The organism is Acinetobacter defluvii, from assembly GCF_001704615.3.
GTDB classification, from domain to species: Bacteria; Pseudomonadota; Gammaproteobacteria; order Pseudomonadales; family Moraxellaceae; genus Acinetobacter; species Acinetobacter defluvii.
The window spans coordinates 1,240,846-1,256,410 of record NZ_CP029397.2; the positions used below are offsets into that span (position 1 = coordinate 1,240,846).

Annotated in this window: 16 protein-coding genes and 1 tRNA gene; 11 read left to right on the forward strand and 6 right to left on the reverse strand. The window is 35.0% G+C overall.

Going from position 1 to position 15,565, the window contains the following annotated elements:
• Position 1: 1 nt before the first annotated feature.
• Positions 2-1,048 carry an anthranilate phosphoribosyltransferase gene (gene trpD / locus DJ533_RS08205; protein ID WP_065991952.1) on the reverse strand — a complete coding sequence of 349 codons (1,047 nt, stop codon included), beginning with the start codon at positions 1,046-1,048 and terminating at the stop codon, positions 2-4.
• A 5-nt stretch (positions 1,049-1,053) separates the two neighbouring features.
• Positions 1,054-1,638 carry an anthranilate synthase component II gene (locus DJ533_RS08210; RefSeq protein WP_065991956.1) on the reverse strand — a complete coding sequence of 195 codons (585 nt, stop codon included), beginning with the start codon at positions 1,636-1,638 and terminating at the stop codon, positions 1,054-1,056.
• Positions 1,639-2,292: 654 nt separating this feature from the next.
• Between DJ533_RS08210 and DJ533_RS08215 the strand changes: the two genes are divergently transcribed.
• The 7 genes from DJ533_RS08215 (at position 2,293) to DJ533_RS08245 (ending at position 8,177) form a co-directional block, all read left to right on the forward strand.
• Positions 2,293-3,237, forward strand: a complete 945-nt coding sequence (locus tag DJ533_RS08215; RefSeq protein ID WP_065991959.1) for a hypothetical protein — start codon at positions 2,293-2,295, stop codon at positions 3,235-3,237.
• 91 nt (positions 3,238-3,328) lie between these two features.
• On the forward strand, positions 3,329-3,862 hold the full coding sequence (locus DJ533_RS08220) for a GTP-binding protein (protein ID WP_065991960.1): 534 nt from the start codon (positions 3,329-3,331) through the stop codon (positions 3,860-3,862).
• Positions 3,863-4,294: 432 nt separating this feature from the next.
• A complete protein-coding gene (gene glnA, locus DJ533_RS08225) occupies positions 4,295-5,710 on the forward strand; it encodes a type I glutamate--ammonia ligase (protein WP_171488547.1) in 1,416 nt (471 codons plus the stop codon).
• An 87-nt stretch (positions 5,711-5,797) separates the two neighbouring features.
• Positions 5,798-6,073, forward strand: a complete 276-nt coding sequence (locus tag DJ533_RS08230) for a hypothetical protein (RefSeq protein WP_065991963.1) — start codon at positions 5,798-5,800, stop codon at positions 6,071-6,073.
• Between the two features lie 158 nt (positions 6,074-6,231).
• Positions 6,232-7,119, forward strand: a complete 888-nt coding sequence (gene xerA, locus DJ533_RS08235; RefSeq protein WP_171488607.1) for a site-specific tyrosine recombinase/integron integrase — start codon at positions 6,232-6,234, stop codon at positions 7,117-7,119.
• A gap of 94 nt (positions 7,120-7,213) precedes the next feature.
• Positions 7,214-7,588 carry a hypothetical protein gene (locus DJ533_RS08240; RefSeq protein ID WP_065991965.1) on the forward strand — a complete coding sequence of 125 codons (375 nt, stop codon included), beginning with the start codon at positions 7,214-7,216 and terminating at the stop codon, positions 7,586-7,588.
• Positions 7,589-7,775: 187 nt separating this feature from the next.
• Positions 7,776-8,177 (forward strand): hypothetical protein, encoded by a 402-nt coding sequence (locus DJ533_RS08245; protein ID WP_065991966.1) that lies wholly within the window; start codon positions 7,776-7,778, stop codon positions 8,175-8,177.
• Here DJ533_RS08245 and DJ533_RS08250 read toward each other — a convergent pair.
• Entirely contained in the window at positions 8,135-8,749 is a 615-nt protein-coding gene (locus tag DJ533_RS08250) for a GNAT family N-acetyltransferase (RefSeq protein ID WP_065991967.1), read from the reverse strand. The genes DJ533_RS08245 and DJ533_RS08250 overlap by 43 nt on opposite strands.
• 341 nt (positions 8,750-9,090) lie before the next feature.
• Between DJ533_RS08250 and DJ533_RS08255 the strand changes: the two genes are divergently transcribed.
• A tRNA-Leu gene (locus tag DJ533_RS08255) sits at positions 9,091-9,175 on the forward strand.
• A gap of 123 nt (positions 9,176-9,298) precedes the next feature.
• On the opposite strand, the gene DJ533_RS08260 is transcribed toward DJ533_RS08255, so the two are convergent.
• Together DJ533_RS08260 and gloB are read right to left on the reverse strand one after the other, a co-directional pair.
• Positions 9,299-9,502, reverse strand: coding sequence for a hypothetical protein (locus DJ533_RS08260; RefSeq protein ID WP_065991968.1), 204 nt, complete (start codon positions 9,500-9,502; stop codon positions 9,299-9,301).
• Between the two features lie 479 nt (positions 9,503-9,981).
• On the reverse strand, positions 9,982-10,713 hold the full coding sequence (gene gloB / locus DJ533_RS08265; RefSeq protein ID WP_065991969.1) for a hydroxyacylglutathione hydrolase: 732 nt from the start codon (positions 10,711-10,713) through the stop codon (positions 9,982-9,984).
• Positions 10,714-11,119: 406 nt separating this feature from the next.
• Here gloB and DJ533_RS08270 point away from each other — a divergent pair, with 406 nt between their 5' ends.
• Both DJ533_RS08270 and DJ533_RS08275 read left to right on the forward strand, forming a co-directional pair.
• On the forward strand, positions 11,120-12,877 hold the full coding sequence (locus tag DJ533_RS08270) for a GspE/PulE family protein (RefSeq protein WP_065991970.1): 1,758 nt from the start codon (positions 11,120-11,122) through the stop codon (positions 12,875-12,877).
• 179 nt (positions 12,878-13,056) lie between these two features.
• Positions 13,057-14,073 (forward strand): PIG-L family deacetylase, encoded by a 1,017-nt coding sequence (locus tag DJ533_RS08275; RefSeq protein WP_065991971.1) that lies wholly within the window; start codon positions 13,057-13,059, stop codon positions 14,071-14,073.
• Between the two features lie 200 nt (positions 14,074-14,273).
• Here DJ533_RS08275 and hemP read toward each other — a convergent pair whose 3' ends face one another.
• Entirely contained in the window at positions 14,274-14,444 is a 171-nt protein-coding gene (hemP, locus tag DJ533_RS08280; protein ID WP_065991972.1) for a hemin uptake protein HemP, read from the reverse strand.
• Between the two features lie 138 nt (positions 14,445-14,582).
• Here hemP and DJ533_RS08285 point away from each other — a divergent pair, with 138 nt between their 5' ends.
• Positions 14,583-15,485 (forward strand): NUDIX domain-containing protein, encoded by a 903-nt coding sequence (locus tag DJ533_RS08285; protein WP_065991975.1) that lies wholly within the window; start codon positions 14,583-14,585, stop codon positions 15,483-15,485.
• Positions 15,486-15,565 lie beyond the last annotated feature (80 nt).

Here is a 15,565-nt window from a genome sequence, read left to right on the forward strand (position 1 = left end):
TTTAAGCTTCATATTCTTTTAATGTTTTAGTAAACTCAGACAAAACCCCCATTTTTTCTAAGGCTTGTCCACCATAGATGATGTCATGTGCCAAGGCTACGCCTTGTTTATAGGTTTTGGTTAAACCAGAAACGTAGATGCCAGCACCAGCATTGAGCGCAATCATACTTGCCGCTTTTTCACCTTTGGTAGATTTGTTTTTGCCTAAAGCATCTTTTATTAAAGCTAAACTTTCAGCAGCACTATCAACAGAAAGACCTGTTAATGTTTGCGATTCAATATCTACTTCTTCAGGTTGGATTTCCCATTCAGTAATTTCACTATCTTTGAGTTCAGCAACATAGGTTGATGATGCAAGACTGATTTCATCCAAGCCATCTTTGGAATGTACCACCAATACATGCTCAGCACCGAGTTGTTTGAGTACCTCTGCCATTGGGCGACATAATTCTGTAGAAAATACGCCAATCACAAAACGTTTTACTCCAGCCGGATTCGTAAGCGGACCAAGTAAATTAAAAATACTGCGGAAACCTAACTCTTTTCGGGGTGCTGCAGCATATTTCATCGCTTTATGATGATTTGGGGCAAATAAGAAACCAACGCCCATTTCACGAATACAGCGTTCAGTTTGTTGCATATTTAAGTCGAGATGAATGCCCGCTTGTTCAAGCAAGTCAGATGACCCAGATTTAGATGACACGCCACGACCACCATGCTTAGCAATGGTTGCGCCTGCAGCAGCAATCACAAAGCTTGAAGCTGTAGAGACATTAAATAGGTTTTGACCATCCCCCCCTGTGCCGACAATATCGACCAAATGGGGTAAATCACTGACATCAATTTTAATGGCTAACTCACGCATCACCCGTGCAGCAGCCGTAATTTCGTCAATACTTTCACCTTTTAAGCGAAGTCCCATCATAAATGCACCAATTTGGGCATCTGTGGCTTCACCATTCATGATGGTGCGCATCACTTGTTCCATTTGCGGTTGAGTGAGTTCAATATTTTTTGTGATGTTATTTAAAGCTTGTTGAATATTCATTTTAACTACGCATAAATTTCTAAAAAGTTTTTAAAGATTTGGTGACCATGTTGACTCAAAATCGACTCAGGATGAAACTGCACGCCTTCGACAGGTAATGTCTTATGTTTAACACCCATGATTTCTTCCATAGCACCATCAGCTTGATTGGTCCAGCAAGTCACTTCCAAACACTCAGGCACGGTCGCTTGATCAATCACCAAAGAATGATAACGTGTTGCTGAAAAAGGAGAGGGAAGGTTGCTGAAAATACCCATATCACTATGATACATATCCGATAAACGACCATGCATCACGGTTTTAGCGCGAATAATATCTCCACCAAATGCCTGACCAATGGCTTGATGTCCTAAACATACGCCAAGTAATGGTATTTTTCCTGCAAAATGTTGAATTGCAGCAATAGAAATACCTGCTTCAGATGGAGAGCACGGTCCAGGACCAATCACTAAATATTTCGGTTGCCATCGCTCAATGTCCTCTAATGTCACGGCATCGTTACGGACGACTTTCACTTCTTGGTTTAACTCGCCAAAATATTGGACGATGTTGTAAGTAAAGCTGTCATAGTTGTCGATCATTAAAAGCATAAGCTTAACCTATTAAAATCTATGCATTAAATATGCTTATTGTCCGAAAAGACTTATTGAGTCGTAGAGCGCTAATTTTCCTAAAAAACGTTTCTATCATAGTTACAACTCACAAGCAGAGGCTAATCATAGCAAAAAAGTTTGTTTACTGTTTAACTATTTTCTAGCTCGCTAAGTGAGATTTTTTATTAAATATATCAATAAACTAAATAGAATGGATATGATGGTAATATCATTTTATACATACTAAAAAATAATATAGATGGAATGAAATATAATAATTATTTAATTAAATTTAATATTTAATTTATTTAAATTAAATAAAAACAATATCAAATCTATTCAATTTGGATCATTGTTTAAAATATAGATGTATAAATTTATAAATAATAATTTTGTAAATTTTAATATGTTTTTTAAATTTTATAGGTTTAAAAATAATCTAAAATTTGATAGTCAGCGGTCTAAAATTATGTAAATATATATTTAGTATGCAACTTTTGTGACTACTGTGTCTAAAAAAATGAGGATGAGGCTAATTTATTGATATTCATCTTAAAAAAAATAGTATATTAGGGTTTTGAATTTTGTTAATTGTTTTGCCTTTTGTTTTAAAAATGATAAAATTGTCACATATGTTTAAGGGGAAGTTTTGTGAGTGAACAAGTAAAAATAGCCATCTTTGGATTGAGTTTAAACGTATTAGAGAGCCTAAAACAAAAAATTCAGGCATTATACGATACATCTATTCACATTAATTGGGTTAATATTGCAGATCCCCAATTAGATATTCTATTGGTTAATGATATGTTTTTTGGTTCACCTACGATTCAAAACTTGGTAGGTAATCAAAAAGTTGCTTATTTGCGTTTGGTCAATAAACAAGATAAAGCGGGTTCTATTGAAAATGATGCGTTGTATTTACCATTTTCTGCGACCGATGAGATTCGTAATTGGTTTAAAGCACGGTATATGGGCACGCCACTTAAACGATCAAATTATGAAACTCAAACTACCAAGTCGACTCAAACTACCGATATAAATAAACTTGTAAAAGAATTAGTTGATCCGCGAAACAGTAATATTCAGGTTTTTGATCAGCAAGGCAATATCGCTTTAATTAATATTCGAAAAGAGCAAGTATGGGTTGATTCAGAGCGTCGTATAAATAGCACAGACAGCTCATTGAATTATACTTATGCAACTATGCAAAAAGTGCAAAGTGTGGATTCTATTCAAGGACAAGATCTTAAAATTTGGCTATGGAATCTACTTTGGAATTCTCCCCAATTATTGAAAGAACAAAATAGCAATACATTTTATAAGTTAAAATTTTGGCCACAGCCATTATCTGCTTATGATCGACAAAATGTTTTTAAAATCGCTGCTTGTTTTGAAAAAGGTGCTAGTATTCATCAAGTTGAGAAAAAGCTAGAAATTAAGCAATCCGTAATTCAGCATTTTATTTCAGTGGCGGTTTTAATGGACGCTGTGCAAGAAATTAATGAAACAGATGCAAAATTAATTGTAAAATCTGAAAAAAATGAAGGTGTACTTAAAGGCTTCTTTGGTAAATTAAGACGTAAACTTGGTTTGTAAGATACATGATTAAGTTTTGCTTTAAGCTTTAAAGTCGAATTCAATAAATAAAAAGTGGTTTATCGTCCATCTATGGGCAAGGGAGAAAAAATTGATCTTACAGAAATACAAAATTGTATTTGGTGGCACAATGGGAGCTGGTAAGACAGAAGCCATAAAATCACTTTCTGAGGTTTCAGTACTTTCAACGGAAGCGTTAAATACAGATCAAGATGCACATACTAAAGCGTTAACAACGGTGGGTATTGATTATGGTGAAATTAAACTTGAAGACGGTGTTGTGGTCGGTTTATATGGTACACCAGGGCAAGATCGCTTTGACTTTATTTGGTCAGTGATCTGTAAAGGTGCAATTGGCGCAATTGTACTGATTGATCATTCTCGTAAAAATGCATTAGACGATTTAAAATTTTATCTAGAATCATTTAAAGCACATGTGGGTAATATCATTGTTGGGATTACTCATGTTGATGAAAACCCAGAAAGTCTTTTAAAAATATATCGTGATTTTAGTGAAATGGAAAATTATCATTTACCTATATTTGCAGTTGACGCACGTAAAAAAGACGATGTGTTATTGGTCGTAGAGGCATTAATTGCACGTGCTGAAATAGAAATGTCATAAGCTTTAGCCGTATAAAAGTAAAGCTTAATCCAGTTGTTAGGTTTTACTTTCATTAAATAAATTATCAATAAAAACAATGTGAAAAATTTACTATATCTAAAATATTAATATTAAAAACACTTAAATTAAACTGGAAAGACTTCACTTTGAAACCAAATTAGCACCAAGATAATACATTTATAAATAATCGCACAATAATAGTGCAATCAATAGATTGAATAAATATTTAAAACAAAGAAGTGTGTATGAAGATGGTGCATTTATAAATGCGGCTTGTATAATAGAGCAGATCTAAACAAATTAAAGTTATATTTTCTAATAGTGAATTCAATCTTTTAGCAAATATTCTTGAAGTTGGTACGGTAATTGCTATATAAACACCAACTACTAACACGCACCATAAAACGTGCAACAAAAAATCATCGGAGCAAAATGAGCATGGCGAACAAGGTCCTACAACTCATCCAAGAAAGTGGCGCAAAATGGGTCGATTTTCGCTTTACTGATACGAAGGGTAAAGAACAACACGTAACATATCCTGCTGACAGTATTGATGAAGATACTTTTGAAGACGGTAAAATGTTTGATGGTTCTTCAATTGCTGGTTGGAAAGGCATTGAAGCATCAGATATGATTCTTCGCCCAGATGCTAACTCAGCTTTTATTGATCCATTCTTTGCTGAAGCGACTGTGGTTGTGACTTGTGATGTGATTGAGCCATCAACTGGTCAAGGTTATGAACGTGATCCTCGCTCTATTGCTCGTCGTGCTGAAGAATATTTAAAATCAACAGGAATCGGTGACACTGCATTCTTTGGTCCAGAACCAGAATTCTTTGTATTTGATGAAGTGAAGTGGGACATTGATATGTCTGGCGCTCGTCATACTTTGATCGCTGAAGAAGCTGCTTGGTCTACAGGTAAAGACTATGAAGCAGGTAACTCAGGTCACCGTCCACGCGTAAAAGGTGGTTATTTCCCAGTACCACCAGTTGACTCTTCACAAGATATGCGTGCTGAAATGTGTGCACGTATTGAAGACATCATGGGGCCAGGTCGTGTAGAAGTACATCATCATGAAGTTGCTTCTTGCCAATTAGAAATTGGTGTAAGCTTCAATACCTTAGTGCGTAAAGCAGACGAAGTTCAACAGTTCAAATATGCAGTTTGGAATGTTGCACATCAGTTTGCAAAAACAGCAACCTTTATGCCTAAACCGATGGTAGGTGATAATGGTTCTGGTATGCATGTTCACGTATCAATTTCTAAAGATGGTAAAAACTTGTTTGCTGGTGACGAGTATGCTGGTCTTTCTGAAATGGCATTGTATTTCATCGGTGGTATCATCAAGCATGCACGTTCATTAAATGCGATCACTAACCCATCTACGAACTCGTATAAACGTTTAGTACCACATTTTGAAGCACCGATTATGCTTGCTTATTCAGCACGTAACCGTTCGGCTTCTATCCGTATTCCTTACGTGTCTAGTCCTAAAGGTAAACGTATCGAAGCGCGTTTCCCTGATCCAATGATGAACCCATACTTAGGTTTTGCTGCATTATTGATGGCAGGTCTTGATGGTATTCAAAACAAGATTCATCCAGGCGATGCTGCTGATAAAAACTTGTATGATCTTCCTCCTGAAGAAGAAGCAAAAATCCCAACTGTTGCACATAGTTTAGATATGGCACTTGAAGCATTGGCTGCGGATCATGATTACTTGTTGAAAGGTGGTGTATTTACTAAAGATATGCTTGATGCTTATATTGAGCTTAAAACTGAAGAGGTTCGTCGTTTAAATACTACAACACACCCAGTTGAATTTGATATGTACTACAGCTTGTAATTCTTTTGAGAATTTTGCTGTAAAAAGACCCGCCTTGTGCGGGTCTTTTTTGTATGATAGCTTTATATCAAGCATTGATTTATTTATATGGCACAACGTAAAAAACATACAGGTTTTTTCCCTTGGATTGATCCAAAGGATCATGAGAAAGGTTTTAAACTCAATTTTTCCGAAGTGACTTATTTAGAAATAGGTCGAACAGCCGAAGGGTATAAGCAAGCTCAATTCGTGGCATTGCGCCATCCTAAACTGGCTTTAGACTTTGATTATCCCAGAGATTTTTATATTAGTGCAGAGGGGATGATCTTGGTTAAAAGCTCTCAAGGTAAATTTGAAGTCATTGCTAAAACAGATCATGCATAAGTAAATTTAGAGAAATGTCTCATTAAGCTATCGTACTTTTATTCTAAATATAAGGTGCGAATAAATACTCTGATGAAAGTAAGAATTTTTGCTAAACTAGTTTAAGTTTTTATTTGGTGAGATCGTTTATGCAATATGGGGCAATGCAACTGCTTTCTATGTGGATAAAAGATCGCCAAATCCAAAACCAATCCGAACATACCTTAGATGCTTATTTTCGTGATGTTTCAGGTTTTATCGACTTCTGTTATACAAGACACATAGAATTAAACCAGATTGAAGCTTCAGATTTAAGAGAATATCTTGCTTATAAAGTTGAAAAAGATCATCTCAGCTCAAGTAGTTTGCAGCGTCATCTCACCTCAATTCGTCAGTTTATGAAATGGGCAAAGCAAGGGCATTATTTACAAATGAATCCTGCAGATGATTTACAACTAAAAAGACAACCACGACCTTTGCCTGGCATGATTGATATTGAAACTGTTTATCAAATTATGGATCAAGCTGCACCAGAAAAGCCTTTAGAGCAGCAGTTATGGTTACGTGATAAAGCAATTTTAGAATTGTTATATTCGAGTGGTTTGCGTCTAGCAGAAGTACAAGGATTAAAAATTCAAGATATTGATTTTAATCGTCAATTATTACGCATTACAGGGAAAGGTAATAAAACCAGAATTGTACCTTTTGGAAGTAAAGCCAAACAAAGTTTGATTAGTTGGCTAAAAATTTATCGAATTTGGCAAGGTGAATTTAAGCCTGATTCTTCTGTTTTTATTACTCAAAAAGGTAATGCAATTACGCCACGTCAGATTGAAAATAGAGTGAAATATCAAGCGCAAAGGGCTGGAGTAAATGTTGATTTACATCCTCATTTGTTAAGACATTGTTTTGCAAGTCATATGCTTTCAAACAGTGGAGATTTACGTGCAGTACAAGAAATGCTTGGGCATAGCAATTTGACCACTACACAAATTTATACACATATTGATTTTGATCGTTTGGCACAAGTCTATGATCAAGCACATCCTCGCGCAGTAAAAAAGTAGCTTTGCATACAATCAAAAAAACAAAAAACGACATTGTTTAAGGCATTATTGCACTTTATATTTCATGATGCTTAAATAATGCGAATATCTAAAAATGCTTAAAAAAATTGCCTTATCAATTTTGCTCTCACAAACAAGTGTAAGCTTTGCACAAACTGTACAATTAGATGAACTATATCAACGCTATGTTGAGGCGGATTATTCCTCACTGGAATTGCCTGAATATAACAATGAAGTTGATTTCAAAGCAGTGGTGGCTGCACTTGATGAGAATATGGAGGGTGGGGTTTTAGCTGAATTTTCCAGTCCAAATGATCCCGAAACAGCTTTAACACGGGCAACACCTGCTGATCGTGCAGCAGCGAAATTTAGTCAACTCAAAGAAGGACAAAAAGTACAAGTAAAATGTACAGTTGAAATGACAAGTGGTTCAGAATATCTTTCATTAGGTGAATGTAATCTAAAATAGTGGTAAAAATCATGTGCTAAGAGTATTTTTGAATATGCTTAGTATCTTTTCTTTATAAAAAAACCAAAAGGATAATTGTTTTTCAAGCCACTCTACTGTATATGTTTTAGACGAAATAAAGTGGTTTATAGGATTACTTTAATTTTATTTTTTTGATAAATAGATCTAACAGGTACTGGGTAATACAATGATTCCTGAGCTTGAGCAAAAATATCAACAATTGACTGAAGCACAAAAAGAAATTTTTCGTGGCTATGGATTGCGTCAAGTTAAGCATTTTGTTGAGTTGAGTCTTCCAAAAATTGAAGCAACTTTACCGAAACAAGGCAAAGTATTAGGGATCAATGCTGAGGGTAAAGTCCAAGCGATCAATACTGAAACTCAACAAGTATATTTGTGGATTTCAGATCAACAGTGGCAAGTGGCTAAAGTGGCGTCAAGCCATGTTGATTTAAAAGAGGATTTTATTGAGATTTGGCAGATTCTAGAGCTTGAAAAACAAGATCTTATTGATCTAAGTCATATTCATCGTGATTTTCTTGAGAGTCAAAGCCGCCCTTTGAGTGAAGTGTCTGAAATGCATGAATAGCTGTAAAAATGTCCTACGTGCGTTTGTGCTAAAAATTTACTTTGCGTAATTTGATATAAAACATGGCGTGATAATGGATCATCTTGTAATAAACTAGGATGATTAAAATCATATAAATAAGTCATGCCTAAACGTTGCATGAGTTTGGCTGAGGCTAAGTTTGGATAAGCTGTAAATGCAACCACAGCATCTAATTTTAATACTTCAAAAGCAAATGTTAAACAAGCCTGAGCAGCTTCGGTTGCATAGCCGCAATGCCAATACTGTTTTGCTAAGCGCCAACCAATTTCAACACACGGTGAAAATGTGAATTGTTCGGGCTGAGCATGTAAACCGACAAAACCAATAAATTTTTGATTCTCTTTTAATTCTACAGCCCAAAATCCCCACTGATGCTTTTGAATCAAATGATGAAAACGCATGGCTAATTGCTGGCTTTCATCATTGCTTAGACATTTTGGAAAATACTGCATCACTTCAGGATCAGCATTGAGTGCTGCAAATGCTATCAAATCTGAACTTTTCCATTGTCTTAAGCGTAAACGATGAGTTTCAAGTTCATAATTGGGCATGTCAAAACTTACCTAAAATGATAAATATCTCTTTTAAAATATATAGTAAAAAGAGAAAAGTATGTAGCAGTCATGAGAATAATAATATTTTTGGATTCGATAAAATATTTAATAAACGTTTAGCGTTCATACATGGCAATCTGATCTAGAGTTGTATGATTTTCAGACATTCACTATATATTCTGTCATATTCGTTTAAATTCCAAGCAGATTCTGTAAAAAACACATTGCACAAGCCCTTGATTACGACTAAAATTCGTTTCACAAAGTTTGCGATGAGATGCACGTTAAGTTTTAAATCTTAATTTTGTATACTTAAATAGATCGCAATAGTGATATATGGGGACGTGGCGAAATTGGTAGACGCACTGGATTTAGGTTCCAGCGCCGCAAGGTGTGAGAGTTCGAGTCTCTCCGTCCCCACCATATTTAAAAGAGCGAGGTAAATAGACCTTGCTTTTTTTATGTCTATATAAAAAATACAAAAATTTTAGGCATCCCTAAGAGATGCCTTTTTGTGTACGTTAAGCGATAAAATTATTTTAAATTTTAAGCTTTTAAATGATCTTCAAACTCTTCACCGAGTTGGAAAGCCAAATTATTTCCAGCAAGATCACAGGTGACTAAGCCATATTCTTTTTTGAAACTAAAGGTGAAACCCTTACCGTCGGCTAAATTCTTGACTGAATATCCAAGTTTTTCCAACCAAATACGAAACGCAATAAGATTTTTAGCTTTAACTACCTTTTTCATGGAAGGTTCTCCTTAATTCCTGTCTATAAAAATTAATAGGGATGCGCTACAAACTTTTAAAGGGGGAAATAAATGAAATAAATTTTTTATAGCAATTTTTGATCAATTTTCAAAGTTAATTTTTTATGGTGTAGCAAAGTTTTTTATTTTTTAAATTACTATTTTTATTTTAAGATACTGATAAATAATATATTATTTATTTTTTAGCGTAGTCATTTGAGCCAGTGTTGAAATAATTTGATAAACTCTTTTTCCATAAAGGTTTTTGTTGCATCTGTAAGAAAATATATCAGAAATCATAATTGTTTGAATTTTGAAAATAGCAGATGAACAAAAAATTAATATTTTCAAAAAATTATTTTGTAGTTTCGCAGTTCATCTGCTTTTATAGACTAGACTCTGTTTAGTGATATATGTTTTTGATTCCATTTTGCTTAAAGTAATGATTCATCGCAATTAGAGTGAGCTTTATCAGCAAATTAAAAGTTATCTTTCATTGCACGAATTCGAGCAAACTCTTCAGCACTGTCGACACGTAGAAAAGGGTTTGTTTCAAGCTCTAGTGCAATCGTGGTTGGTAAAGTGATTTGACCTTGAGCTCGCAGTTGGCGAACTTTTTCAGTACGTTGTTGTAAAGCAAGATTATCAGGCTCAATATGGAGTGCAAACTCAGCATTTGAAAGGGTATATTCATGCGTGCAATACACTTCGGTACGTGGTGGCAAAGCTGCTAACCGATTTAATGAGTGGTAAAATTGTTCAGGCGTACCCTCAAACATACGACCACAGCCCATTGCAAACAGGGTATCACCACAGAAAACGCAGTCTAATTCATCTATAAAGTAAACAATATGTCCAAGGGTATGTCCAGGCACAGCAATAATTTCAATATTTAAGTGATGGAATTCAAAGTGATCATCATGCTGTAGCGGATGAGTGATAAAAGGCAGATGACTTAATTCATCTCGAGGACCATAAACAGGAATATTTTTTTCAGCAATCAGCGTTGGAACACCCCCAACATGATCTTTATGCCAGTGTGTCAGCCAGATTTGGCAGAGATTAAGTTGATTTTCTTGACAATAATCAATAACTAAATGTGCTTCAGTGGGATCTATGACAATCACATCATGCGTTTGCGTGTGTTCAAGCAGCCAAATATAGTTTTGTAGTTGATTTTTAACATCGATCACATGAATTTTAAAAGACATTTTGTGGCTTCCATTGCTGCATCTTATTTTTATTGTATGTAAATTAGCGCATGAATGATAGTTCAAGTATTTTGCATTGAAGATAACGCGATAGATATTTTGAATAAATACTCCAAATATGTAGTTAGCTTAATGCAAACAAACCTTGAATATATTAAAAATTTAACAGATATCAAAGGATTTTTGGAACTAAATATGAGCTTCAAGTGTATATTTTGCAAATGATATTTGCTACAGACAAAAGCAGGCAATGCAAAAATTTAGTCTCACAGGATAAATAAAATGTCTAAAGGACAAATGTTATGTACAGATTTTATAAAGTTAAGCCGCTGCCGAAAAAATAAATAGAAGTACCTCATCACCCAACATTATTTGCTATAGTGTTTGTAAGATTGGGGAAACAATAATGCAATTTAATTTTGAAATTGATACCACGTGGTGTTTAGAACAACTATTAAAAGATCAACGCATTACAGAGCGGGACAAAGTGTTGGTACAAACCACACATCGCCAACGTGATCAATTAAAATGGCATCCGTTACAATGGATCGCCCACTTTAATTTAATCGATCAAAGGGAACCGCAAAAACGCTTAACTTTAAGTGTCTTATGTCAATGGTTGGCAGATAAAACAGATTTGGCTGTCTATACTATTGATCCTTTAAAAGCAGATGTCTCTAGCTTGACTGGTGTCATGTCACAAGAGTTTGCATTACGTAATCGGATTTTGGCAGTTGAAATTCAACAAGATCAAGTTTTAATCGGAACAGATCAGCCTTTTATACGTGATTGGGTACAAAATCTTGAAAGCAGTTTAAAGCCTAAAAAAATCCAACGAGTTTTATTAAATCCTGAGCAATTGCAACGCTACTTGGTGGAATATTATCAAGTCAGTCGTGCAGTCATTTCATCACAAAAAGCTGGCGCACACCAAAAAGAAAATAAAGGTGTAGAAGCTTTATTGCAATTGGGCGATACACAAAATCCTGATGCAAATGACCAACATATCGTAAAATTAGTGGATTGGGTTTTACAATTTGCATTTGAACAACGTGCCAGTGATATTCACTTAGAACCTCGTAAAGATAATGGTAAAATCCGTTTTCGTATTGATGGAGTATTGCATACAATTTATAACATGCCAGCTAATACCTTAACGGCGGTGATTTCTCGTATTAAAATTTTAGGACGTATGAATGTTGCGGAAAAACGCAAACCACAAGATGGGCGTTTAAAGACACGTACCCCCAAAGGACAGGAAACAGAACTACGTTTAGCAACTTTGCCGACAGCCTTTGGTGAAAAGCTGGTGATGCGTATTTTTGATCCCGAAGTATTGGTACGTAGTTTTAAGCAGCTCGGTTTTGATGGAAAATTATTGGAAGATTGGCAAGCCATTACTCAACATAGTCATGGCATTATTTTAGTGACTGGTCCAACAGGTTCGGGTAAAACTACAACTTTATATTCTTCTTTAAAACAATTGGCAACTGAGCAAGTTAATGTTTGTACTATTGAAGACCCAATTGAGATGTTAGAACCGAGTTTTAATCAAATGCAGGTTAATCATGGCATTGAACTTGGTTTTGCTGATGGGATTCGTGCATTGATGCGTCAAGACCCTGATATTATTATGGTCGGGGAAATACGGGATTCAGATACTGCTAATATGGCAATCCAAGCGGCACTTACAGGACACTTGGTTCTTTCCACACTGCATACCAATGATGCCCCTTCAAGTTTGACTCGTTTACATGATTTGGGGGTACAGCCATTTTTAACGGCAGCCACTATTTTGGGGGTTTTGGCACAGCGTTTAGTACGACAATTATGCCCACATTGCAAACAAGAAACTTTTATTAATGACCAAGAATGGAAACATTTAACTTTTGGTTATCAGATGCAAATGCCTGATTTTGTGTTTAAAGCTGTAGGTTGTGAAGAGTGTCGTCATACAGGTTATCAAGGACGTGTGGGGATTTATGAGTTTATGCCGATCAGTCTTGAAACTAAACAAAAAATTTCAGCCAATGCAACTTTGGATGAGTTGCGTGAGCAAGCAAAGAAAGAGGGTATTGATCCACTTCGTATCGCAGGGGCACACAAAGTATTACAAGGACTAACGACTTTAGAAGAAGTGTTGCGAGTAGTACCGTTGAATTAGTTTATAAATATTTTCCATTTATCTTTGAGTTTAGAGTTCTATAATTTGGGTAATATAAAATTTAGATGGGGAGAAAGTTACTTGAAGCCCATAGGTGAATTGAAAGTTATAAAAAATATACAAATTTTCAATTGTTTTGAGTTGGTGTTTTGAGGTAGATCGTCTTAGATAAAAAGTGTATGATCAAACACGTTTTAAACAATAAATCTTATCGCATGCTCAATTTTATTCGACTTTCAATCATTGCTGGCTGCTTAGGGTTAGTTGCTTGCGGGAATAGTTCATCTTCTGAGCATGATAATACGCCTCCAATGCAACCTCAGGTGATGCCGAGAATAAATAAAACTGTCCAATTTTTTATTGCAGCACATCCTGATGATATTCAATTGTTTATGGCAAAAAATGCACAGTTTTATGTGCAACATAATAGTAAAAATATCTTTATTCTAACAACAGCAGGAGATGGTGGAGAGGCATTAAGTTTTCCGAATAGTTCTCCTATGAAAAAAACATTCTGGGAAGCACGCTTTTTAGCGCATGAAAAATCTATTCATTATTGGAATAATTATAAAAACAACATCGTAGAAACACAGGTTAAAATTAATCAACATACATTGCAACGCAAGCAATTTGGTGACAATGTAGTGTTCTATAATTTTTTATTGCCTGATGGAAACATAAATGGAAACGGCTTTGCCACTACACAATTTCAAAGTTTAGAAAAGCTATACCAAGGTAAAATTAAGAAGATAAACAGTGTGGATGGAAAAAGTGTTTATAATAAACAGGAGCTCATAGATATATTATCCACGATTATTCAATTTGAAGCAGACAATAAAGAAATTACCTTTAATATTGCAGAGGATAATTCATATATTAATCCAAAAGATCATTCTGATCATATTATGACATCTTTACTGGTGCAAGATGTTGCTCAAAAATTAAACAATTGTATGTTAACAAATAAATATACGGAATATGTTAATCGTGCTAAACCTGTCAATATGTCAGCATTTGGATATCAGCAGCATCAACAACTTTGGAATGTATTAACCTCAGTACTCGTTGAATATGGTTATGTTAATCCACATGTGCGAGATCCACATTTAGTTTGGTTAGGTAAGCAATATATTAGCTCAAATAGTGTGGTAAATTGTAAAAATGTTGAAGAAAAATTAAGTAAAAATTTACCTTAATGTATTAAGGTACAATGAGATCTTCCGAAAAAAATAACCGCAAAATGCAGATTTTGTTTGAAAAAGTATGGTTGGCATGAAATTTGACCTAATCTTGAAAGCCATTCAATGATCTTGGATATATTTTAACTAAAAAGCAGTATGCGCTGATTCATACTGCTTATTCCCACAATTCTTATTTTATAAAATTATTTTTATACTTATTTGGTTAAAATAAGACGGTTGTTACGAGTCAAACGTAAGCGGTATTCTTCACCTGCATGCATGATGCGAATTTCACGTCCTAAAGCGAAAAGATTGTTAGAATGTAGCATAGGTAAAGCATGGGTTGAGTCGTTATTACGTGTAAATAAGCTAAAAGGTGCGTTCATTGTTGTTACTCCGTGTGGGACGTCAGTTAGTGGTTTAAATGATAATCATTATCGAATGTGGCTGTCAACGATAATTATTGTTATTTGCAAAAAAAATCTATTCACTTACATTATTGTAAAATACGCTTTGGAAAAGTCATGACAAAACTTGTTGTAAATGTAGCAATTGCCTTGTTATTTCATCAATCAAAAGTATTGGTAGGTTGGAGAAATGCTGAACAACATCAAGGCAATAAGTACGAGTTTCCAGGTGGTAAAATCGAACAAGGTGAAACACCTGAGCAAGCATGTCGTAGAGAAGTGTTTGAAGAGGTTGGGATCGGTATCCAAGACTGGCATATCTTTGATGTGATCTCGCACGCATATGACGATGTTATTGTAAATTTACACTTATTTCATGCAAAAGTTGAAACTGCCTATTTAGAGGAGATTCAAAAACCTTGGACGTGGTATACACGCGATCAACTGCTTGAGCTAAATTTTCCCAAAGCAAATCAGACAATTCTACAGCGTCTATTTTGGCAACATTTTATTAAAATTTCTGAGCATTTATCTGAAATCGAAGCGCTAAATACAAATTATCTAATGTATTGGCGAGTTAATAGTTTGGAGCATGATGATATTCAATATTTAATGCAATTAGATGAAGCATTGTTAAAGCGTTTAATTGTGAATATTAGTATTTGGCAACAATTACCTCAGTCACTTCAAAGTCAAATTTTCACCATACATTTTAAACAATCACAAGTGATGCAAGCGCAGCCGCAGGATTTAAATATGAATGTACGTTGTATTGCGGCATGTCATGATTTGGTATCATTAGATAGAGCTCAAAAGTTAGGATTTGAGGCTGTGTTTTTAAGCCCGGTTTTAGCAACACAAAGTCATCCTGATACAAAGACGCTTGGTTGGGAAATTTTTGAAAGTTTGGCGAAGGAGTCAGCAATTCCAGTCTTTGCTTTGGGTGGTTTAAAGCCTGAAGATTTAGCTAAAGCACAGCAGCATCATGCTTATGGTGTAGCAGGTATCAGTGCATTTTGACAAATGATGTATAAAACTGATTGGCGATGCAAGGCTGCAGCGTCAAAGAGGGGGAATAGTATTTTATAAATGATAATAAA